14 protein-coding genes and 2 pseudogenes are annotated in these 23,338 nt (G+C 57.5%); 8 read left to right on the forward strand and 8 right to left on the reverse strand.

What is annotated here, in order from left to right; genetic code table 11:
• Positions 1–247 precede the first annotated feature (247 nt).
• The gene (gene pap / locus ACODS3_RS11080) at positions 248–1,741 is read left to right on the forward strand and encodes a polyphosphate:AMP phosphotransferase (protein WP_489034258.1); all 1,494 of its coding nucleotides are present in this window, start codon (positions 248–250) and stop codon (positions 1,739–1,741) included.
• A 232-nt stretch (positions 1,742–1,973) separates the two neighbouring features.
• Here the strand turns inward: pap and ACODS3_RS11085 are convergent, their stop codons facing one another.
• Complete coding sequence (locus tag ACODS3_RS11085; protein WP_489034259.1) at positions 1,974–3,953, reverse strand: AAA family ATPase; 1,980 nt, start codon at positions 3,951–3,953, stop codon at positions 1,974–1,976.
• Between the two features lie 576 nt (positions 3,954–4,529).
• Here ACODS3_RS11085 and ACODS3_RS11090 point away from each other — a divergent pair.
• Positions 4,530–4,745, forward strand: coding sequence for a hypothetical protein (locus ACODS3_RS11090; RefSeq protein WP_489034261.1), 216 nt, complete (start codon positions 4,530–4,532; stop codon positions 4,743–4,745).
• Positions 4,746–5,359: 614 nt separating this feature from the next.
• Here ACODS3_RS11090 and ACODS3_RS11095 read toward each other — a convergent pair.
• The 3 genes from ACODS3_RS11095 to ACODS3_RS11105 all read right to left on the reverse strand — a co-directional run bounded on the left by ACODS3_RS11095 (position 5,360) and on the right by ACODS3_RS11105 (position 10,381).
• Positions 5,360–6,700, reverse strand: coding sequence for an HlyD family type I secretion periplasmic adaptor subunit (locus ACODS3_RS11095; RefSeq protein WP_489034262.1), 1,341 nt, complete (start codon positions 6,698–6,700; stop codon positions 5,360–5,362).
• 11 nt (positions 6,701–6,711) lie between these two features.
• Positions 6,712–8,859, reverse strand: a complete 2,148-nt coding sequence (locus tag ACODS3_RS11100) for a type I secretion system permease/ATPase (RefSeq protein ID WP_489034315.1) — start codon at positions 8,857–8,859, stop codon at positions 6,712–6,714.
• Between the two features lie 166 nt (positions 8,860–9,025).
• Positions 9,026–10,381 carry a TolC family outer membrane protein gene (locus ACODS3_RS11105; protein ID WP_489034264.1) on the reverse strand — a complete coding sequence of 452 codons (1,356 nt, stop codon included), beginning with the start codon at positions 10,379–10,381 and terminating at the stop codon, positions 9,026–9,028.
• A gap of 420 nt (positions 10,382–10,801) precedes the next feature.
• On the opposite strand from ACODS3_RS11105, the pseudogene ACODS3_RS11110 reads away from it, so the two are divergent.
• Both ACODS3_RS11110 and ACODS3_RS11115 read left to right on the forward strand, forming a co-directional pair.
• Positions 10,802–11,215 (forward strand): annotated as a pseudogene (locus ACODS3_RS11110) (retention module-containing protein); the annotation flags it as partial.
• A 1,524-nt stretch (positions 11,216–12,739) separates the two neighbouring features.
• Positions 12,740–13,387 (forward strand): annotated as a pseudogene (locus ACODS3_RS11115) (type I secretion C-terminal target domain-containing protein); the annotation flags it as partial.
• A gap of 3 nt (positions 13,388–13,390) precedes the next feature.
• On the opposite strand, the gene ACODS3_RS11120 reads toward ACODS3_RS11115, so the two are convergent.
• A complete protein-coding gene (locus tag ACODS3_RS11120) occupies positions 13,391–13,792 on the reverse strand; it encodes a YbaN family protein (protein ID WP_201019265.1) in 402 nt (133 codons plus the stop codon).
• Positions 13,793–13,802: 10 nt separating this feature from the next.
• Complete coding sequence (locus ACODS3_RS11125; RefSeq protein ID WP_200999758.1) at positions 13,803–14,390, reverse strand: UPF0149 family protein; 588 nt, start codon at positions 14,388–14,390, stop codon at positions 13,803–13,805.
• A gap of 177 nt (positions 14,391–14,567) precedes the next feature.
• Here ACODS3_RS11125 and recQ point away from each other — a divergent pair, with 177 nt between their 5' ends.
• The 3 genes from recQ to ACODS3_RS11140 all read left to right on the forward strand — a co-directional run bounded on the left by recQ (position 14,568) and on the right by ACODS3_RS11140 (position 19,481).
• On the forward strand, positions 14,568–16,697 hold the full coding sequence (gene recQ, locus ACODS3_RS11130) for a DNA helicase RecQ (protein ID WP_201019264.1): 2,130 nt from the start codon (positions 14,568–14,570) through the stop codon (positions 16,695–16,697).
• Positions 16,698–16,790: 93 nt separating this feature from the next.
• Positions 16,791–17,225, forward strand: a complete 435-nt coding sequence (locus ACODS3_RS11135; RefSeq protein ID WP_200999756.1) for a MarR family transcriptional regulator — start codon at positions 16,791–16,793, stop codon at positions 17,223–17,225.
• Between the two features lie 84 nt (positions 17,226–17,309).
• Positions 17,310–19,481: a FimV/HubP family polar landmark protein gene (locus tag ACODS3_RS11140; RefSeq protein WP_489034317.1), complete on the forward strand. Its 2,172-nt coding sequence runs from the start codon at positions 17,310–17,312 to the stop codon at positions 19,479–19,481.
• 53 nt (positions 19,482–19,534) lie between these two features.
• On the opposite strand, the gene ACODS3_RS11145 is transcribed toward ACODS3_RS11140, so the two are convergent.
• Together ACODS3_RS11145 and ACODS3_RS11150 are read right to left on the reverse strand one after the other, a co-directional pair.
• Positions 19,535–19,945, reverse strand: a complete 411-nt coding sequence (locus ACODS3_RS11145; RefSeq protein ID WP_489034267.1) for a PA2817 family protein — start codon at positions 19,943–19,945, stop codon at positions 19,535–19,537.
• Between the two features lie 75 nt (positions 19,946–20,020).
• Positions 20,021–22,468, reverse strand: a complete 2,448-nt coding sequence (locus tag ACODS3_RS11150; protein WP_489034269.1) for an acyl-CoA dehydrogenase — start codon at positions 22,466–22,468, stop codon at positions 20,021–20,023.
• A gap of 159 nt (positions 22,469–22,627) precedes the next feature.
• Here ACODS3_RS11150 and ACODS3_RS11155 point away from each other — a divergent pair, with 159 nt between their 5' ends.
• A complete protein-coding gene (locus tag ACODS3_RS11155; protein ID WP_201019262.1) occupies positions 22,628–23,251 on the forward strand; it encodes a glutathione S-transferase family protein in 624 nt (207 codons plus the stop codon).
• The last annotated feature ends 87 nt before the right edge of the window (positions 23,252–23,338 follow it).

Here is a 23,338-nt window from a genome sequence, read left to right on the forward strand (position 1 = left end):
GCTTGGCTCCTCTCAAACCGCAACCTCATGAATTAAATGGAATTTCCGTAGGAGCGAATTCATTCGCGAAGAGCCAGTACACCCGACAGAGTAATGTCGTTAGCCTGATGTGTTGCCATGTGAGAAAGCCGGGTTTTGTGACTGACGCCAGCGCACAAGGTTTTCTCACACCTTTATTGATCCAGAAGGATAGCTGAATGATATGAGTGGTCTACATTAGCCGCAGATCATTTGAAGGATGCCGCTAATGTTTGAGTCCGCTGAAATAGGTCATGCCATCTCCAATGAAACCTACGAGGCTGAAGTCCCTGCGCTGCGCGAAGCCTTGCTGGAAGCCCAGTACGACTTACACGAGCAGGCCGGACGTCAGATCATCGTGTTGATCAACGGTATTGAAGGGGCTGGCAAAGGCGAAACCGTCAAACTGCTCAACGAGTGGATGGACCCGCGCCTGATCGAAGTCCGCACCTTCGACCGACAGACCGACGAAGAACTCGCCCACCCAACAGCCTGGCGCTATTGGCGACAACTGCCTGCCAAGGGCCGTATGGGCATCTTCTTCGGCAACTGGTACAGCCAGATGCTGCAAGGCCGTGTGCATGGTCTGTTCAAGGATGCGGTACTCGATCAGGCAATCAGCGGGGCCGAGCGCCTGGAAAAAATGCTCTGTGACGAAGGCGCACTCATCTTCAAATTCTGGTTTCATCTGTCCCGAAAACAGATGAAATCACGCCTCAAGACCCTCAAGGACGACCCGCTGCATAGCTGGCGCATCAGCCCGCTGGACTGGCAGCAATCGAAAACCTACGGCAAGTTCGTGCGCTTCGGCGAACGAGTACTGCGCCGCACCAGCCGCGAATACGCGCCTTGGCACGTCATCGAAGGCGTGGATGCCAACTACCGCAGCCTCACCGTAGGCCGCCTGCTGCTCGAAGGCATGCAAGCCGCATTGAACACACCCAAGGCCGAGCCCAAGCCATTGACCTTCGGCCCCTTGCCCGCGAACCACGGCGAACTGACCCTGCTCGACAGCCTCGACCTGAGCCGCAGCCTGAGCAAGGACGAATACCAGGAAGCACTGATTACCGAACAGGCACGCCTGTCCGTCAACCTGCGCGACAAACGCATGAAAAAACACGCCCTGGTGGCCGTGTTTGAAGGCAACGATGCCGCAGGCAAAGGCGGCGCCATCCGCCGAGTCGCCGCAGCACTCGACCCACGCCAATACAGCATCGTCCCCATCGCCGCCCCCACCCAGGACGAACGCGCCCAACCCTACCTCTGGCGCTTCTGGCGACAGATCCCCGCACGCGGCAAATTCACCATCTTCGACCGCTCCTGGTATGGCCGGGTACTGGTGGAGCGCGTCGAAGGCTTCTGCAGCGACTCCGACTGGGCCAGAGCCTACGGCGAAATCAACGACTTCGAAGAACAACTCACCGACGCCGGCATCGTCGTCGTGAAATTCTGGCTCGCCATCGACGAACAGACCCAACTGGAACGCTTCCAGGAACGAGAAAAAATCCCCTTCAAACGCTACAAAATCACCGAAGACGACTGGCGCAACCGCGAAAAATGGCCGCAGTATCGCCAGGCTGTGGGGGATATGGTGGATCGCACGAGTACCGAGATTGCGCCTTGGACGTTGGTTGAGGCGAATGATAAGCGGTGGGCGCGGGTTAAGGTTTTGCGGGTGATTAATGAGGCGTTGGAGGGGGCGTTTGGGAGGGGGAGGAAATAGGTGGATGGGCACCTTGCAGGGCAGTTTGCTTCCTGCAAGGTGTTTGCTTATCGCAGTGGGTAGGTTGCAACCTGTCGTAGCAGGTTAAAACAATCCCAAGTGACGGATTAGTATCAGAAAAAGGTTAGAGAAAAACTTCTTAACAGTTTCATTCATTTTGCGGATGTGTAGTTGTTAGGGCTTGGAAAGTGTGGAACTGTCAAGCTGTCTATCCTGTCTTAGTGTTATCTAGTCAATTTGGCTGTTCTTCTAAAGTCCGAGATGTACGTCGTACTGGTTTTGTTGTTTTTAGTTTGGGTGTTAATAAAAATGCTTCTATCTCTTGCACCCATTTTAGCTTTCTCGATGCATCATCTAGCTCAATATATCGAAGTGCAAACTTGATTTTGAATCCTTCTGAATCAAATAGGCGCTCCATTGCTTTGCGATCTGTAAAGTTTAAACCTAGAGATAGGCTGGATGGCCAGTCGTTATTTGCTGATTTCAGTGGAGTTGTTAGCTCTGAAATTAAAGGACCGTAGACTGTGTGGGTCTTAAAACTGTCAATTGTAGCAATATAGCTATCAGTGAATAATGTGTCCTCTATGACTGTGGGAGGCGATGCATTGTTGTCGCTTGTTTTAAGAAGTTGAGTGGTACAGGTGTCTTCATCATTTTTTAATCTACGTATCTGCACTCCAGGTAAGGAGTCTTTGCCATCAAAGGCTTCAAATCTTTTGTCTGTATCGATTAGGCAAAAAACCTTTCCTTGAATATCGCTTCTAGCATCTTCAAGTGCCAGATATAAGTAGTTGTAGATTTTTTTAACTGTTGGTGAACCTCCGACCGGCACTATGAATAGTTTTGAGTCCTTTATGTAGTGATTTAAGTAAATGCTGTCTGTTGATCCTTCGCAAATAATCCATTTATAGTCGGCGCTAGTTATTGATGCGATAATGGACTGTATTAGGTCGTTAATGCCTTTTAACTCAAGCTCAATAGGTAGTTCTCCCAGGGTTGCTGTTTTGAGCTTTTTTATATCCTCTCTAAAACATCTTAGATCTAATAGTAGTGGAGGTTGTTCGTTCTTGGGGCAGTACACCGCTACTCCATTTGAAATTATCGGCATAAATCCATACCAGTGAGTAGTGATAAGGACTTGGATTTTAGAGTCAGCTATTTCTCGGAGTTTCTCAAATTGGCCAAAACATGCCGACACATGTAAGGATAATTCGGGCTCATCAATGGCCAGTACTATCTGTTGATGAGTTGGTGCTGCATTTGCTAATAAAAAAGCTTTGGCAACATCAACCAACGCTTGTCTTTTTTCGCCTGAGCTCAGATCACTAACGGGTGTGCGCTCTCGACCGTCTTTCCTGTTAAGGACCTTTGACTCAAAAAAAGCTTCAATAACTTTTTCTGTCAAGTGTGATTGATTTACTAAGTTTTGTTTTTGCGCAGGTTTTCTATATTCATATACGCTTAATTTGTCCGATATGGATCCTAGGAATTCGTTAAGCTTAGAGTTAATGGTTCTGATGTCCTCTCGCTTAATAAATGACCTGACAATGGTGTCAAGCTTTTGTCCCAGCAAGGCTTGAATGGTTTTGCCCTCGATTCTAGTGTATTCTTTAAAATCAATATCGGCGGGTAGGTAGATGAATTTATAACATTCAAGTATGCGCTGCTGTAAGATTGTTATAGCTCCTACAGAGCTGCCATAGTTATTTATTAACGAACTGTAAGCTGGCAAAGTTTCAAACATTGAGAAAAATACAGTGGGCAGAGCGTTTTTCTGATCTTTTTTCAAACCGAATGGGATTAGATAGTAATTGTTGATGTCGTAGCCTTCTGCTGCTACTGTACCTCTATGCGAGCAAAATAATTCTGCATGAACTTTGTGGGCGGGATTAAAGTCGCTTACACTTGCAGACCATGCTAGCTCGCTGACCTTTTCAACAAACCATTGAAACTCACCGAGGCTCGGAAGAATATCCTTTTTGATCAAAAAAATCGGACATATAAATGGCTCGCGCTCGGTGTACCCCTTATTTAGAGAGTGATGATGATTCCAGTCGGCTCCATTAAAGAAGCTGTTCAATGCCTCTAGTACAGAACTTTTTCCAGCACCATTTTCTCCGACTAGTGCGCTGAAATACTTTCCGTTTGAAAGCTTTATATAATTAATGGCTTGGTAGGTTTTAAAGTTTCTAACTAACAATCCAACGATCATACTCAATCCCTTGCATGATGGCACATAGGCAGATACCTGGAATGTAACATTGGATTGCGATCGTGGCGCATTTTTTTTGTAATTTGGTTAAGGTTTCGTACGTAGCCATTCCAATAACCGCAGTACCCCGTCTGATATTCACTTATGAACTGCGGCAACCTATACCACAGCACCGCAGGAAAATTCCGGAACTGGACAAGATCTAGCCACCGCAAGCCCTTTTCTACATAGCTCATGAACGACTGTGGCCGGTCAAGCACCCGCGAGCATTCTGTGTTCTCGTCGATAAAGTGCTCTTGCCATGACGCCGCTCTCGTTGAACCGCCTCATACGATATAACTGATTTTCAGATATTTGATATGCATAGATATTCTTGGCCATGACCCCCGAGCAAAGCCACCGCCTTGCCCGGCCCCAGGAAATCCGGAAGCCCTATCTGAAAGGACACAACCCATGAAAACGCGAACCCACCCTCGCAACCCCAGGCAATCATCCCGCACTGCGCGTCCACGCTTCCCCAGCCGCGCAGGATCTACCCCGAAGCCCCCAGCGACTCAACTGCAAATCGTCAGCTCCATGTACGCCTACCTGATGACAAGCTGGGAGGCGTTGCCCGAGGAGAACAAGCGTGCCCTGGGTTTCGATTTTGTAGCGGGTAGTGAAGGGGAGGAGAAGGTGCTCAACCATCTTGCGCGGCTTTTTCTGGACTATGCCGATTTGTCATTTCGTCGGGCGTTGGTTGCTCGGCGCAGGCGGCTTGGGATTGATGAGACGAGCCGGGCTGTTGAGTGAGTGATGCCGCGAAGGCTCAAGCGCATGGCTGAAGTCGAGGCGCGTTTATGGCCAGCCATCGGCCTGTGGTGTTGAAACGTCATGTCATGCAGCGCAGTGCTGCCTGCACATCAATGACTGGCGACGATTTGGCCGGACTGCCTTTCACCGCTTGCAAAACCATGCACTCGCGCGCTCGATGCAATGGCTAGGTTTAGCAGTAACAGCACCAATAAGGCTCAGGGAAAAGAACTCACCCTCCATTGACCGAGCAAGAGCAGGTAGGAGCGGATTTATCCGCGAGACGTCATTGAAGGCGATACATTTTCTTCGGATGTACGGGCCTCTCGCGAATAAATTCGCTCCTACGGAAACTTCATTTAATTCATGATGTTGCGTTTTTTGATGAGGCTGGTAAAGAGTCTGAAGTGGCTTGCTCGTTTTCAAACAGAATCTATGTGGTATTTAAATATGGGTCCAAAAACCGAAGAGCTGATCTGATTCTTGGGCAGAGTTCTAAAGATGGCGTTTTCTGCTGGAAAGCCGGGTATTTCGAGTTGAACGAAAAGCTTGAAGAACTCAGAGGCGATGCTGTCCGGCTTGCGAATGAGATCAAGCGGTCACAGTGATTTCCCCTACCTCTCCCTCAACGCCTCACTCCCCCCCTTCAGCACAGGCTTCAACAAATAATCCATCACACTCTTCTCCCCGGTAATAATATCCACCGTCGCCACCATCCCCGGAATAATCAGCAGCGGCCGATCATCCCCGCCCAGATGATTCCTGTCGGTCCGTACCTGTATCAGATAAAAACTGTTCCCCTTGTCATCCGTAACCGTATCCGCGCCGATCATCTCCAGCCGCGCCGGCAACCCTCCATAAATCGTGTAGTCATACGCGCTGAATTTGACCATCGCTTTCTGCCCCGGATGCAGGAAGGCGACGTCCTGCGGACGGACTCTGGCTTCGATCAGCAGGTTGTCTTCCAGTGGCACGATTTCCAGCAGGTCGCTGCCGGGTTGGACGACGCCGCCGATGGTGTTGACCTTGAGGGTCTTGACGATGCCGCGTACCGGGGAGGTGACGGTGGTGCGGGTCATGCGGTCGTCGATGGCGATGCGGTTGGCGCTGATTTTGGCGAGGTCGGAGCGTTTTTCGTTGAGTTCGCGGGAGGCTTCGCTGCGGAAGGTCAGTTCCGATTCCTGGGTTCTGCTTTTGATCTCGTTGATGGCGGCTTCGGCGCGGGGGATGGCGAGGGTGTTGGCGTTCATCGAGCCGCGCATTTCCACGGCGTTGCGTTTGAGGCGCAGGATTTCCACGGGTGAAACAGCGCCTGAGCCCACCAGTGGCACTGACATGTCGAGTTCCTGCTGCACCAGCGCAAGGCTGTTGCGGAACTGTTCCTGGCGGGAGCGAAACTCGGCCAGTTCCTGGGTCTTTTGCCTGAGTTGTTCGTTGAGGGTGCGTTGTTCCCCGCTCAGACGCCGCTGTCGCGACTCATAAAACGCACGCTCATCGGCGGCGACTTGCGGGGCTTTGTCGATCACTTCTTGTGGCAGGAGCAAGGGCCGTCCTTCGGCTTCGGCGGCCAGGCGTTCGACCTGGGCGGTGAGGGTCAGGCGGTCGACTTCGCTTTCGCCACGGTTGGACAGAAAGCGCGTGTCGTCCAGGCGCAGCAGCGTATCGCCCTTGTTCACGACCTGGCCTTCGCGGACGAAAATCTCGGTGACGATGCCGCCTTCCAGGTTCTGGATCACCTGTACCTTGCTGGACGGAATGGCTTTGCCTTCCCCTGTGGTGACTTCCTGGAGCACGGCATATTTCGCCCAGATCAGCGCGGTCAGGATCAGCGCCGTGGCCACCCAGACCGTGAGGCGTTGCGAGTCTGATGAGTCTTGCTGCATGGCGCTGTTGCGTTCGTTCATGAACCCGGCTTCGGGTTTCAAGCGGCGGCGCAGCCCGTAAGTGACTGACATGGTGATGCTCCTCAAACAGGTGGCGGGCCGACCTGGCCCTTGCGCAGCGCGTCGATCACGGCAGTCTTCGGGCCGTCGGCCACCAGCTTGCCGTTGTCCAGAACCAGCAGGCGATCCACCAGGTTCAGCATCGACATGCGATGGGTGACCAGCAGCAATGTCTTGCCGGGCATCAACTGATGCAGGTGCTGGCGCAGGATGTCTTCGCTGGCGTTGTCCATGTGGCTGGTGGGTTCGTCCAGCAGCATGATCGGCGGATCACGCAACAGTGCCCGCGCCAGCAACACGGCCTGACGCTGCCCACCGGACAGCAACTGGCCGCGCTCGCCCACAGGCCGGTCGAACCCTTGGGGATGCTTGAGGGCCAGTTCATCGACGCCGGTAATGCGGGCGACTTCCAGCATGCGGGCATCGCTGGTGTGGCGAGCGCCGAGGGTCAGGTTGTCGCGCAGGCTGCCGGCCAGCAGCGGCAAGTCATGGGCGACGTAGCCGATCTGTTGGCGCAGTGCGGTGATTTCCAGTTGCCGCAGGTCGAGCTTATCCAGCAGCAACTGGCCTTCGTCGGGTGCGTAGAAGCCCATCAGCAGGCGTGCCAAGGTGCTTTTGCCGGAGCCGCTGCGACCAATGATGCCGATCCGTTCGCCCGGTTCGACGCTGAAGCTGATGTTGTTCAGTGCAGGTGCGCTTTGCTGGCCATACGCAAAGCTGACATTACTGACGCTCAATGCGCCCTTGAGTGGCGGGCATTGCAGTGGACGCTGGCGGGTGTCTCGCTCCTGAGGCAAGGCCATCAGGGTGTCGGTGCTTTTCATGGTCAGTTGCGCTTGCTGATAGCGGGTGATCAGCCCGGCGATCTGGCCCAATGGCGCGAGCACGCGGCTGCCCAGCATGTAAGTGGCCACCAGCGCGCCGACGCTCAGGTTGCCCGCGATGATGCTGTAGACCCCGGCGACGATGGTTGCCATGCCGCAGAACTGCTGGATGAATAACGTACTGTTGCTGGCCAGTGCGGCCAGATGCCGGGCGTGGTTGTCCAGGCGGGTGAGGGCGCCGTGGGTGTTTTCCCATTGGTGCTGACGCTCGCCTTCGGCATTGCAGGCCTTGAGGGTTTCCAGGCCGCCGAGGGTTTCGACCAGCAAGGCTTGTCGTGCTGCGCCCAGGCTCAGGCTCTTTTGTACGGTGTCGCGCAGCAGCACCTGAATAGTCCAGGCAAAGGCAACGGTCAGGGGGAAGGCCAGAAGCGGGATCAACACCAGCCAGCCGCCCAGCAAACCGATAACGCCCAGCATCAGCAAGGCGAATGGCAGGTCGATCAGGCTGGTGAGGGTGACGGCGGTCAGAAATTCCCGAAGCCCCTGGAAGTCATGAATGCTCTGGGCAAAACCACCCACCGTGGCGGGGCGGTTTTGCATGTGCATGCCGATGATGCGTTCAAACAGGGTGGCCGAGAGAATCAGGTCGGTCTTGCTGCCGGCCTGATCCAGCAAGCGGGCGCGAATCAGGCGTAATCCCAGCTCGAACAGGGTGCCGATCAGCAGTCCGATAGCCAGCACCCACAAGGTCGCGGTTGCCTGATTGGGCACTACGCGGTCGTAGGTCTGCATGACGAACAAGGGCACCATCAGGCCCAGCAGGTTGATCAACAGGCTGGCGAGGATGGCATCGCTGTAGAGCCCGCGAGACAGTTTCAACGTGTCACGAAACCATGTCTTGACCCTCGGCAGCAACGGGGCGCGCAGTTGTTCCAGTTCATGCTGCGGACGGGCGAACAAGGCCTGGCCGGTGTAGCGACGGGCCAGTTCCTCGCGGCTGATCCATTGCTCGCCACCTTCGTTTTCACTGGGCAGGATCAGCGCCCGACCGTCTTTGCCCCAGCGACTCAGGACGGCACAGCTCTGCTGGTCGAGCAACAGCAAGACCGGCAGATTCAGGCTGTCGATGGCGTTCAGGTCTCGGCGCAGCCAACGGGCCTGCAATCCGGCACTGGCGGCGGCCCGTGGCAGCAGCGTACTGCTCAAGCGCTGTCGGTCCAGCGGCAGACCGGCACTCAGGCTGGCGCGACTGGTGTTGCAGCCGTGCAGGTTGCAGAGGATCAGCAGGCCATCGAGCAAGGGATCGTCGTCGTTCGGCACTGGGTCGAGGGCGGCGGACAGTTCCATACGATTCACAGGTGGACTCCCATAGAACAGATGATTCAACGTGTGGGAGGCAGCTTGCTGGCGAAAGGGCCAGTAAAACCGGCACATATGTAGTGCCTGCACATCTGACGTCGCCAGCAAGCTGCCTCCCACAAAACGGATCGGTTTTAATCCGGGGTGGTTTTATTTACTTCAGCGAGGGCAAGCGAGCCTGGTTTTCAACTTCGTTCAGCGCCACCGCTTCGGAAGGCAGCACCACGCGCTGTTTGCGCAGCAACTCTCCTTCGCTGGCCAGTACGCGATACATGGCCAGTTCTTCGGTGTAACGCACTTCGGTGTAACGTCGGCTGGCGTTGTACAGTTCGTTTTCGCTGTCCAGCAGGTCGAGCAGGGTGCGTTGGCCCAGACCGAACTGGTCCTGATACGCGGCGCGCACGCGGGTGGTGGAGGTCACGTAGTCACGGGCAATCGGGGTTTGCTGGCGGGCGTTGTTCATGGCGTTCCAGGCCAGCGACATGTTTTCGTTGAGCATGCGCAAGGCGTTGTTGCGGATATCCAGAGCCTGGCCAGTCTTGTAGGCGTTGGAACTCAGGCGTGCCTTGTCCCGGTTGCCGTTGAACAGGTTGTAATTCATCATCACGGCGGCTCGCCATTCCTTGTCATGGCCTTCCTCGCCTTGCAGGTTGTCATTGGCGCCCACGGCCAGTTCGGCATCGAAGCGTGGATAAAAGGGCGCCTTGGCGATTTCATATTGCTTCTCGGCGGCCTGCACATCGGCCTGCGCCGACTTCAGGTAGGGATTGTTGAGCAGCATGCTCTGCTGGGCATCGGACAGGCTCAGTGGAACCTCGCCCTTGATCGATGGCGGCGTCTCCAGTTCGTCCGGCAGGCGACCTACTGCGCTGGCAAAGCTGGCTTCGGCGTCGGCCAGTTCCACTTGTGCGGTATAGAAGTTGTTCTGCGCCAGCGCACGACGAGCCAGGGACTGGTCGCGATCCGCTGTGCTGCCCACGCCGCGTTCGCTGCGCAGGGTGATCTGGTCATTGATGCGCAGGTGAGCTTGCAGGTTGTTGCGGGCCAGGGTCAGCAGCTCACGGCACTTGAGCACTTCCAGGTAAACCTCGATGGCGCGCAGGGCCAGGCTCTGGGAAGTGCCTTGCACGTAATAGGCGCGGGAGTTGACCACGGCCTGGGTGCGGCCCACTTCGTTGGGGGTATTGAAGCCATCGAACAGTAACTGGCGCAGGCGCAGTTCGGACTGGGTGTAGTTCAGGATTTGCGAGTCATGGCCGTAGAGGGCACGGGTGCTGGGGCTGTCGGTCTTTTGCCGACCGTAGGTGGCCACCAGATCCACTGTCGGCAGATAGCCGCCCCTGGCAACTTTCAGTTCTTCACCGGCAGACAGCCTTTCGTTCTTGCTGGCCTTGATTTCCGGGTGATGGTCGATGGTGTTCTGGATCGCTTCGGTCAATGTGATGGCTTGCGCTTGCGCACAGGCCACCGCAAGCACGACGGCGCTGTAAAGCGGTGTCAAATCGCGCATGAATACGTCTCCCTTCGTAATAGTGTTCTGCTGGTCAATAAAATGACTTTTTCGTGCGGTCAGCCGTGTCAGGCTTGTAACAACACAGCTAAGAACAACTTTTGGGAGAACTCAGACGTTTTTTTCATATGCCTTATGCCGAAAAAAACTTATGCCATTTTCGGAATACAGACGATGGTTGTTTTTATCAGGCTCATTTATTCAGCCACTTAAGTGAAGAGTTTTAGAGTTTATTGGCTTTCGACGGAATTATGTCAGCATGTGAAGGGCGTGAAATTACATGCAAAAACAACCTGTTGGTCAGGCGACGATATTTTGTCGTTAAAAGGTTGTCAGGGCTTTATCTGTTACGCAGGTGAGTCGGTTCAAGAACGGAGCCGAAGGTTTTCGGGTTCGATCATTACGAAAAATGGAGGGAATATGGCCAGGGTGATCGGTACGGTACGACAAGCGGTAGGCGATGTTGTAGCAGTGTCGAGCGGTGGAACTCAGCGTGTGTTGCTGGAGGGGGATCGGGTATTTGCAGGCGAGCAGCTACAGACAGGCGCAACCGGTGGAGTTGCCGTGCAGCTTGAGGGCGGTGGTGAACTGACGCTGGGCCGCGACAGCCGCTTGCTGCTGGATACATCGATTCTGGACGGCCAGCCTGTCCATGTGGAAACCCTCGACCCGCTGACCCCGACACTCGGGCTGTTGGTGAGCGTCGAGCAGGTCACAGGGCAGGACGCGGAGCCTGTGCAGAGCGCTGATGAAGCCGTTGGCTCAGAAGGCGGTGGGCATACCGCCGTGATCCTCAGTGAAACGGGAGCAGAGGTGACGCCTGTCATCGGCTTCCCGACTCAGGGGCTAACCATGGTGCCGCTGTTTCCCGAGGGGCAGGCCGAGTTCCTGCGCGGCCTGACGAGCGATCCTCCCGTCACGGTGGTGATACCGCCGCTGGTGGAGCCACCCGTCGTCGTTCCGCCCGTAGAACCACCGGTCGAGCCACCGATTGATCCGCCAGTCGAGCCTCCTGTCGATCACTGCGTCAAGGTGTCGTGCAGTGCGCTGACACTCAATGAAGCCAACCTGTGTGGCGGTTCGCAGCCCGATGCCGGGAAGCTGACCCAGTACGGCACTTTCACGGTCAGTGCGCCGGACGGGCTGCAATCCCTGACGGTCGGCGGTATCGAGGTGATTGTTGCCGGGGTCGTGGCGGGCTTTCCTTTGTCGACACTCACCGCGCTGGGCAACAGCTTGAGCATTACGGGGTACGACCCGCTGAGCGGGCAGGTCAGCTATAGCTATACCTTGCTCAATCCCCAGGGACATCCTGAAGGCGAGGGCACCAATAGCATCGGTGAGCAGATCGAAGTGATCGCCACCGATCTGGACGGTGACTCGGGTTCGGCCCATCTGGACATTTCGATCGTTGACGATGTGCCGCTGGCCGCCGATATCGAGCTGGCAGTGCCGTGTCTGCCGCCAGGCTGCGATGACATGGATACCCGAGTGGCCAATGGCAGCCTGCTTGCGGGCGGTACGTTCGGCGCCGATGGCGGGTTCGTCAAATCCATCACTCTTGAGGGCGTGACTTATCTCTATGACCGCTGCGGTATCAGCGTCGCGGATGACACAGGCTGTGGCGGTTCCACTCTGCTCGGTTTCGATCCCGTTACTCACGAACTCACGCTGGTCAGCAGCACGGGCGGCACACTGCTGGTGAACATGGAGAGCGGCGCTTTCAGTTACACGCCGGGCGCTGTCGGGACCTCCATGACCGAACAGATCGGTTTTGTGCTCAGCGACAACGATGGCGATCTGGCCGGAGCCGACCTGCTGATCCATGTCCCGGTGCCCCAAGGGCCTGAGGCCGTGGCGGACAACATCATCACCAACATTCTGGCCCCTTGCATCGAGGTGCCCGGCGCAGTGTTGCTGGCCAATGATCGTTCACCCAATGGTGACCCGCTGAGCGCGACGCCAACGGTTTTCAATACAGGCTGGCGTGCGCCCGGTGCGGATTTCACGGCCTGCATGCCAGGCACTATCGAGTTCAAGGGGGCTCGGGACAAGGTCGAGAACCAGGTGCGGGACCTTGGCCGCAGCGACTTTTATTCCAACAGCGCCGTGACCGCGATGGTGTTGCTCAACGGCTATCTGGGTGCCTGGCAGATCGATACCTATAACCATCAGGACATCTTCAATATCGAGCTCAAGGCCGGTGAAACCCTGACGGTCGACACCCGTCATGTGTCCGATCAGGTGGGGCTGGCCTGGAAAATGGATAACGGCGAGTATCAGCCGCTGGGCGAGGGCGGAACGATCACCGCCACTGAGGACAATGTCTATCGCCTGATCCTGATTCATCAGCCTGATCCGGGCGTGATCAATAAAGGGCTCACTTACCAGATTGGCCTGACCATCGACTACAGCGCCGTCGATACCACGCCCACTTATCACGGCACTTACACCGCCAGCGATGCCCATGGCGGCAGTGATGTCGCGCCGGTCAGCATCAGTTATCAGCAAGGGCATTCTCTGGTCGGTACTGATGGCGATGATGTGTTGCTGGCAGGCGGAGGAAATGACTGTCTGTATGGCGGCGATGGCAACGATCTGCTGATTGGCGGGGCTGGCAATGACACGCTGACCGGCGGTGCAGGTCAGGACACCTTCATGTGGCTGGCCGGCGATACCGGGCATGACCGGGTTGTCGATTTCACGTTCGGTGCCGACAAGCTCGACCTGTCTCAGCTATTGCAGGGCGCAGGCGTGCAGGGTGATTCGCTGGATGACTATCTGCACTTCAAGGTTTCGGGCAGTGGCACAAACCTGGTATCGAGCATTGAAGTCGGTGCCAGCGGCAGCGCGGCAAGCCAGACCATCGATCTGGCGGGCGTTGATCTGGCCGGGCATTACGGTGTGACGACAGGCGCGGGCGGCTGGGTCGCCAGTGGTGCGGACACGGCTTCGATCATCAACGGCATGCTGGGCGATCATTCCCTGAAGGTCGATACGGTGTGATGTTCAAGCCTTGTGCAGGGTTTTCTGGCGAAGGATATAGATCGTCACCAGCACTGCACTGGCCAGCATGAAGCCGCGAGCCCAGGGTTGTGCTACCAGATAGCAGGACAGGCTGATGCTGGCCCACATCAGGGCAATGGCGTAGACCTTGCCCTTCAGGGGAATGCCGTTGCCGGCCAGATAATCACGAATCCACGGCCCGAGCCGTTTGTGATTGACCAGCCAGTTGTAGAAGCGTGGTGAACTGCGGGCGAAACAGGCAGCAGCCAGCAGCAGGAAAGGCGTGGTGGGCAGCACCGGCAGGAAGATCCCGATGACACCCAGGCCTACGCTTGCCCAGCCGACAGCCACCAGCAGATAGCGCACTAGCCGGTGACGGCTGGTGCGCGGCAAGTCCTGCGCCATAGGCGCCGACTCAGTGGTGACGGGGCTTGAGGATCGCCGGTTTTTCGTCCGGGGCCTGGCACAGCAGGTACAGGGCGGTGAGGGCTTCGGGGATCTGGACGATCATGTCGTCCATCAGGTTGGCATCCGAGGCAATGTCGGAGAACTCCGGCTGTTCGTCGAACAGGCCCGAACCGACCATGATCGGCAACAGCATTTCGCTGACTTCTTCCTCGGCGCTCTCGAACCAGGCGTTTTCACGCAGGAACACGCCTTCCATGAAGCCGATGCACCAGCCACGCAGGTCGGAGTCGTCTGGTTCGTCGCCCAGGTCCAGGTCGCATGGCAGCTCGAATTCTTCGTCGGAAGCCAGCTGGCGGGCGATATGCGCCTGCAACAGGCTCAGGGTGGTTTCGATTTCTGCGCGCTGGGCTTCGCTGGAGTAGTGCGGTGGCTCGGAGAACAGAGCGTCGATCCACTCACGCTCCGGAACCTGCTCGGAACAGATGGAAATGGCTGTCAGATAACCATGAGCGGCCACGTAGTCCAGCGCCTCTTCGTGCAGTTCATCTGCATCGAGGAAGACTTGCAGGCGGGTAAGTTGCTCAGCGAAGGACATGGACGGACTACCTTGGAAAGAAAACAATGCTGAATTCTAGGCCCTGCGCGTCCGGGGCGCCAGCGCAGAGGTCGATCACAGTTAATTTTGACCACTCATGTCCCGGTCATCCTTTGCCTTTGATCGCTCGGGTATACTGCCGCGCTTTGCAGTGCAGCAGGACAATCTGGGGTTTTTATGCTCGAACAGGCACAACACGTACTTAAAGACATCTTCGGCTACGACAGTTTTCGTGGTCGTCAGGGTGCCATTATTGAGCGCGTGGCCAGCGGTGGCGATGCATTGGTTCTGATGCCTACCGGTGGTGGCAAGTCCTTGTGTTTTCAGGTCCCTGGCCTGTTGCGCGATGGTTTGTGCGTGGTGGTCTCGCCACTGATTGCCCTGATGGAAGATCAGGTCTCGACGCTGGACGAACTGGGGGTTTCGGCCGCCTCGCTGAACTCGACCCTGAGCCCCGAGCAGCAGCGCGAGCTGGCCAACCGGATTCGCCAGGGCGAGGTCAAGATGCTCTATCTCGCGCCTGAACGTCTTGTTCAGCCGCGCATGCTGGCTTTTCTGCAAAACCTGAAAATCGCCTTGTTCGCCATCGACGAGGCGCACTGCGTTTCGCAATGGGGTCACGACTTCCGGCCTGAATACCTGCAACTGGGGCAACTGGCCGAGCTGTTCCCGGATGTACCGCGCATCGCCCTGACCGCCACCGCCGACAAGCGGACCCGGGAAGAAATCGTCACGCGCCTGCATCTGCAGAACGCTGAGCGCTTCCTGTCCAGCTTCGACCGTCCGAACATTTTCTACCGCATCGTGCCCAAGGAGCAGCCACGCAAGCAGTTGCTGGCGTTTCTGTCCGAGCGGCGCAGCGATGCCGGTATCGTCTACTGCCTGTCGCGCAAGAAAGTCGACGAAGTAGCGGTCTTTCTCAGTGACAACGGCTACCCGGCGTTGCCTTACCATGCCGGTCTGCCTGCCGAGACTCGCGCCCACAACCAGAAGCGCTTCCTTAATGAGGAAGGCTTGATCATGGTTGCCACCATTGCTTTCGGCATGGGCATCGACAAACCCAACGTACGTTTTGTCGCGCACATGGACCTGCCCAAGTCTCTTGAGGCGTATTACCAGGAAACCGGTCGCGCTGGACGTGACGGCCTGCCCGCCGATGCCTGGATGGCTTACGGCCTGCAAGATGTGCTGATGCTCAAGCAGATGTTGCAGAACTCCGAAGGCGATGAGCGTCACAAGCGTCTGGAGCATCACAAGCTCGATGCGATGCTGGCGCTGTGTGAGGAAACCCGCTGCCGTCGTCAGACGCTGCTGGCCTATTTCGACGAAGACATGCCCAATCCGTGCGGTCATTGCGACAACTGTGTCGATGGCGTGCAGACCTGGGATGCCACCGAGCCTGCACGTCAGGCCCTGTCGGCGATCTACCGCACCGGGCAGCGTTATGGCGTGGGCCATCTGGTGGACGTTCTGCTGGGCAAGTCCAACGACAAGGTCGAGAGTTTCGGCCATCAGCATCTTTCGGTGTTCGGCGTCGGCAAGGCGCGCTCCGAAGGCGAGTGGCGCTCATTGTTCCGGCAGCTGGTGGCCCGCGGGCTGGCGGATATCGATCTGGAGGGTTACGGCGGTCTGCGTCTGAGCGACACCTGCCGCCCGCTGCTGCGAGGCGAGGTCACGCTGGAACTGCGTCGTGACCTGAAACCGCAAACCACCTCCAAGGGCAGTTCCGGCAGCCCGGCCAGTCAACTGGTGCGTGGCGAAGAGCGCGAGCAATGGGAAGCCTTGCGTGCCTTGCGTCGCAAGCTGGCCGAAGAACATGGCGTGCCGCCTTATGTCATCTTCCCCGATTCGACCTTGCTGGAAATGCTGCGCAGCAAGCCTGAAACCATGTCGCAGATGGCTCGGGTCAGCGGCGTCGGTGCGCGCAAGCTTGAGCGTTATGGCGAGGCGTTCCTTGAGGTGCTGGGCGGTGCGGCAGAAGCGCCTCGCGTGGTGGCCGATGTGCGTCACGAACTGATCAGCCTGGCTCGCGCCGGCATGACGCCCGCGCAGATCGCCGGGCAATTGCAGTGCTCTGAAAAGAACGTTTACACCATGCTTGCCGAAGCCATCGGCAAGCAGCAGTTGTCACTGGAGCAGGCTCTGGATCTGCCCGAAGACTTGCTGGGTGAAGTTCAGGATGCCTTCCTCGATGGCGAAGGCGAACTGCCCGCCGTTGCGGAAATCGCCGGGATGTTCACCGGGCGAGTCCCCGAAGGTGTCCTTTATTGTGTTCGGGCGGCCTTGCAGTCCGAGTTCGAGATGTAAGCCGGACGCGACGAAACATCAGGGTGTCAGGCTTGCCTGAATACTGTGGGCATGATTAGCTCGCTAATAATTAGTTTCAACCATGAGTTTTCTATGCCATTGACTGATGAACACCGTTTCGGGTTGCAACTTGCGCATCTCACCCGAGGCTGGCGAGCCGAGCTGGACCGCCGTCTGGCCGGTCTGGGCCTTTCCCAGGCCCGCTGGCTGGTCCTGTTGCATCTGGCGCGCTACGAAGAGCCGCCGACCCAGCGTGAACTGGCCCAGAGCATCGGCGTTGAAGGCCCGACCCTGGCGCGTCTGCTCGACAGCCTTGAAGCTCAGGAACTGGTGCAGCGTCAGGCTGTTGTCGAAGACCGGCGCGCCAAGAAAATTGTCCTCAGTGAAGCGGCACGTCCCCTGATCGAGAAGATCGAAACCATCGCCAATGCGTTGCGCGTCGAACTGTTCGAAGGGCTGAGCGAAGAAGATCTGCGAGTGTGCATGAATGTACACGCACGGATTCTGGCCAATCTGGAAAGATCCTGAGGCGAGGCCACGGGTTCTCGCTCATACTGCTGACGGACAGTGAAGTCCATGACTGATTACGCCAAGATTTCCATAAGGGTTCGCATGCTCAAGAGTTCTCAGGCTGCTGTCGAGAGTGACGGTCGCACGCAGCGCAAGGTTGTAACCAGTGTTCACAAGAGTGTGGTGGCAGCCTCTTTCGTGCTGTCATCGCTGTTTTATTCGACACTGGCGTCAGCCCTGGGGCTGGGCGATATCACCCTGCATTCGGCCTTGAACCAGCCATTCGACGCCGAGATCGCGCTGCTGGAAACCGGCGGTCTGGGCCCGGAGGATGTCATCGCTAAGCTGGCCTCGCCCGAGGCTTTCGCCAGGGCGGATATCGAACGTTCGTTCTTCCTCAATGACCTGCGCTTTACCCCGATCATTAACGGTAATCGCGGCGTGATCCGCGTGGTTTCGAGCAAGCCTGTCACTGAGCCCTACTTGAATTTCATGGTGCAACTGACCCGGCCCAACGGCGACCAGTTGCGCACCTATACCCTGTTGCTCGACCCGGCCACCACCCCGGAAGGGCAGGCTGCGATACGTAACAGAAAACAGGAACGTGCAGCCCAGCCAGCGGCCGAGAGGCGCATGCCGGTTGCACCGCCTGCGGCTCAGGAGGGCAAGCGTTACACCGTTGTCGAGGGCGATACGCTCAACGCGCTTGCCCAGCGTCTGCAAGGGCAAGGCAAAACGTCTGCCAGCCAGTTGGCCGAGGGCATTCGCGCACTCAACCCACAGGCTTTTGCCAGTGGCGCCAACTCCTCCCTGAAAGTCGGTCAGGTATTGCTGTTGCCTGATGCGGCGGTATTGCCGAGTGGCTCACCTGCTCCGGCTGCAAAGACCGCCGCGACCGAGACCCAGGCCGCTGAGGCGCAGCGGACTGCCGATCAACTGGCTGCCGCCGCCATTGAGAGCCAGCAGTTGATCAGGGCAGTGGAAGACCTCAAGGTCACGACCCAGGAATTGCAGGAACAGTTGGCGGGCAAGGACAAACAGATTATTGCCTTGCGCACCGAACTGGCTCAGGTCCAGGCCAACCCTGTGGTCAACCCGGCTGTTGCTCCGGCTGCACCTGCCCCTGTGGCAGCGCAACCGGTGCAGAGCGATTCTTTCATCAGCTGGCCCGTTTTGCTGGGCGCGGTACTGATCGTCTTGCTCCTGCTGGCGTTTGCTTATTCAAGACGTCGTCATCAGCCGCGCAAAAACCTGGAGCCTATTGTTGCGTCGGAAGAGCCGCTGATCAAACCTGCCCAGTCGACAATCCTCCCGGTTTTCGAGGTGCCTGCCGTGGCCGAGCCGCAACCGGTCGCCGCCGCTGCTGCCCCGTCCCCGGTCAGGGCGCCCGTTGCGCAACGTCTGGCTGGCGCGGCCCCGGATGCACTTGATGGCGTAAGCATCTATATCGCCTATGGCCGGTTCAGCGAGGCATTGGGGATCTTGCGCGGTGCTCTGGAAAAACAGCCTGAGCGTGAAGATATTCGTATCAGAATGCTTGAACTGCTGGCCGAGCAGGGCGATGTCGCCGGCTTTGCCAAGGAAGAAGAGGCTGCACTGGAATATGGCGTCGATGCCGGGAAAATCCAGGAGATCCGCGCACGTTATCCGCAGATGAACGTTTCCGTGCAGGCACCTGCCGCGGCCGCGGTTGTGGCAGCAGTGGCGACATCCCCGAGCCTTGAAAAAGCGTCGCCGCCCGAACCCGCTGCTCAGCTCGACGAAACGGCCGCCGCTGCGCTCAACCCTGAGCATATCGACGAGTTCCAGTTGAATCTGGACGACCTGTCGATGGATGCCAACTGGGATCTGGTCGATCCTTTCGACTCTCCGCCGACCCGCAGCAAACCGGCGGCTCCAGCAGTACCGGCCGTCCCGGAAGTGGACCCTGCGTTCTCCTCGAACCTTACCCAGTTGCCTGAAGTATTCGAGCTGCCCGACGATCAGTTCCTCAGCGATTTTTCCGAACCTGAAGTCATCGAGCCGGTTGAAGTCATTGAACCGGTCGATAGCGACTCGTTGAGCGACGACTTTCTCGACAGCTTCATGGATGACGATTCGGAATTCGACCTGCTGGATCTGGACGAAGCACCTCTGACCCGCATCAACGAGGCTCAGGTCCTGATCGATGACGGCGAGATCGAAGCAGCACGGGAAATCTTGCTGCAAGTGATCGAAGAGTCCGACGAGCAGCACAAACAGATGGCGCGGGAGTTGTTGGCGGGGATCAGCTGATCGTTATATGAATTCGCTCCTACGGTAGGAGCGAATTCATTCGCGAAAAGCACTCAATGCTTGCTGCTTTGCTCTGACATGGCCAGCAGTTGTTTTTCCTGGTTCCAGTCAAAAGGCTCGTCATTCTGTTCGGCTTCGTAACGGCGCTCTTCGAGTGCCTGATACATGTCGATTTCGTCGTCCGGCATGAAATGCAGGCAGTCACCGGCAAAGAACCAGAGCAGGTCGCGAGGTACCAGGTGGGCGATTTGCGGGTAGCGCTGGATCACCTGGCAGATGATGTCCTGGCCCAGGTACTGGCTTTCGATAGGGTCTTGCGGCAGAAGCGTGATCAGTTCGTCGAAGCGCTCCAGGAACAGCGCATGGCTTTCCTCGGGAACCTGATCGGCCTCGCCCAGCGCGACCAGAATGCTGCGCAGGTGCGTCAGCAGGCTGAGATGGTGGTCGAGAGTGACGTCGGCCATGGTGTGATCCTCAAAGACAAAAACGAGCGCGAGAGTATAAGGCTCTGCGCGCTCGCTGTGGTAATGCACTGACAGTTATCGAGTCTTGCCCGGTGTCAGGGTCAATTGCTCCTTGTCGAAATCATCCACGTCGATCACCTTGCGACGTGCCGCTTCTGCCGTTTTCAGGTTTTGCGCTTCGGTGGGCATCAGGACCCCGAGACGCAGAGCGGCATCGATGACATGTTCGCCCGGTGTGGGCTGGACCTGTCCGCTTTTGAGCACCTGTTGCAGTTTCTTGTGCAGTGGCTGGGCTGCGCTCAGCAAGTCGCAGGCCTTCTGCAGTGCGGCGACCGGATCTCCTTCCGCTTGCGGGCGGTAGCAACCGGCCAGGAGTTCTTCCAGCGTCGGGTCACCTTTGGCGCGGCCCAGCACTTGCGCCACTTCGGCCCCCAGTTTGTCCGACGGGCCTTTATGGCGACGGCCGAACGGGAAGACCACCACTCGCAACAAACCACCCAGCAGACGGTTGGGGAAGTTGCTCAGCAACTCGTCCAGCGCTCGCTCGGATTGCCCCAGACTTTCTTCCATGGCCCAGCGCAGCAGCGGTCGCAGATGCTCGGGGGAGTTGAGGTCGTGATAGCGCTTGAGCGCCGCCGAGCCCAGATACAGATGGCTCAGGACATCTCCCAGCCTTGCCGACAGGCGCTCGCGGCGTTTCAGCTCGCCGCCCAGCAGCATCATGCTCAAGTCGGCCAGCAGGGCGAAGGCTGCTGCCTGACGATTCAATGCCCGGAAATAGCCCTGGCTCAAGCTGTCGCCCGGTGCCCGCTCGAAATGGCCCAGGCCAAGGTTGAGCACCAGGGTGCTGGCCGCGTTGCTCACTGCAAAACCAATGTGCTTGAGCAGCAGGGTGTCGAACTCGGCAACGGCGTTGTCCTTGTCTTCACGTCCGGCCAGAGCCATTTCCTTGAGGACGAACGGGTGGCAGCGAATCGCGCCCTGGCCGAAGATCATCAGGTTGCGGGAAAGAATGTTGGCGCCTTCCACGGTGATGAAAATCGGCGCGCCTTGCCAGTTGCGTCCCAGGTAGTTGTTCGGCCCCATGATGATGCCCTTGCCACCATGGACATCCATGGCGTGGCTGATGCATTCGCGGCCGCGTTCGGTCAGGTGGTACTTGAGGATCGCCGAGAGTACTGAAGGTTTTTCCCCCAGATCCACGGCATTGGCGGTCAGTATCCGTGCGCTGTCCATCAGCCATGCATTGCCGCCGATACGCGCCAGCGCTTCCTGAATACCCTCGAAGGCTGACAACGGAACATTGAACTGTTCACGAACCTGCGCGTACTGGCCTGTTACCAGGCTGGTGTATTTGGCTGCACCCGTGCCGACAGCGGGCAACGAGATCGAGCGGCCCACCGACAGGCAGTTCATCAGCATCATCCAGCCTTTGCCGAGCATTTCCTGGCCGCCGATCAGGTAACTCAGGGGAATGAACACATCCTTGCCGGAGTTGGGGCCGTTCATGAAGGCGGCGCCCAGTGGCAAGTGACGACGACCGATTTCCACGCCGGGCGTGTCGGTCGGAATCAGCGCCAGGCTGATGCCCAGGTCCTCTTCCTCACCCAGCAGGTGTTCCGGGTCATGGGCCTTGAAGGCCAGACCCAGCAGGGTCGCCACCGGGCCGAGCGTGATGTAGCGCTTTTCCCAGTTCAGGCGCAGGCCGATCACTTCTTCACCTTGCCACTGGCCTTTGCAGATGATGCCGGTGTCGGGCATCGCGCCTGCATCGGAACCCGCCAGCGGGCCGGTCAGGGCGAAGCAGGGGATATCGTCGCCACGGGCCAGACGTGGCAGGTAATGATTGCGCTGTTCGTCGGTGCCGTAGTGCAGCAGCAATTCAGCCGGGCCGAGTGAGTTGGGCACCATGACCGTGGAAGCCAGGTCGCCGCTGCGGGTGGCCAGTTTCATTGCGACTTGCGAGTGGGCATAGGCCGAGAAGCCCTTGCCGCCGTATTCCTTGGGGATAATCAGCGCGAAGAAACCGTGTTCCTTTATATGCGCCCAGGCTTCTGGCGGCAGGTCCATGGCCTGGCCGATTTCCCAGTCGCTGACCATTGCACACAGCTCTTCGGCAGGGCCGTCGAGAAAGGCTTGTTCTTCTTCGGTCAGGCTGGCTTTCGGGTAGGCCAGCAGTTTGTCCCAGTCCGGGCGACCGCTGAACAGTTCGCCGTCCCACCAGACGGTCCCGGCGTCGATGGCATCGCGCTCGGTATCGGACATGGGTGGCAATACTTTCTGGAACCAGGCGAACATCGGTGCCGTGAAGAACCTGCGACGCAGGTCCGGCAGAGCCAATGGCAGGAGAACCGCCAGCCAGAGTACCCAGAAAACTGTCAGCAACCAGCCCGGAGCGTGGCTGAAAATGCCCATCGCCAGCAGGTAGACCGCAATAATGCCCAATGCAGGCAGCGGGTCGGTACGTCGATGGGCCAGCCAGGCAATGCCGACCACCAGAACAACAATCCACAACAACAGCATAAACTTTCCTCCGTGGTGACATTGGCCTCTGACAAGGACTGTTTGCCCGACAGATCTGCGCCGACATCGTTAGTGACCCTTCATGGTCAAGGAAGTTGCGGTGTTCTCAGGTTAGACTGGCATGCGAACATTTTTCAGAACAATTGCCGAGGGAATGCAATGCTCAAGATCTGGGGCCGCAAGAATTCCAGCAACGTGCGCAAGGCACTGTGGATTGCCGAAGAAGTGGGTGTGCCCTATGAAACCCGGGATGCCGGTGGTGCGTTCGGGTTGGTGGACGGGGCTGAATATCGGGCCAAGAACCCCAACGGCCGTATCCCCATGATCGAAGACGGCGACTTCGTGCTCTGGGAGTCCAACGTCATCGTGCGCTACCTGGCTGCACTGCATGCGCCAGATACCCCTTTGTATCCTGCCGACCCGAAAGCCCGCGCTCAGGCCGATAAATGGATGGACTGGACCACGTCGACCATTGCAGCACCTTTCAGTCTGGTGTTCTGGGGTGTCGTTCGCACGCCTGCCGAAAAGCAGGACTGGGTCAAGATCAACGAGGGTATCCAGACCCTGCACGGCTTGTTGCGAGTGGCTGACGAAGCGTTGTCCCGCCAGCCTTATCTGTCTGGCGAAGTGTTCGGCATGGGCGATATCCCGTTGGGCTGTTTTGCCTATGGCTGGTTTGAAATGCCGATTGAACGTCCCGAGTTGCCCCATCTCAAAGCCTGGTATGAGCGCCTGAAGACGCGCCCGGCTTATCAGAAGGCGGTCATGACGCCTTTGACCTGAGTATCTGGCCCCGCCATTAATACTTACTATCAATAGATGTATCTGTACTTGTGTGACGCAGCCAAGCAACATGGCCGGGCTGCGTTA

It is taken from the genome of Pseudomonas sp. FG43, from assembly GCF_057809175.1.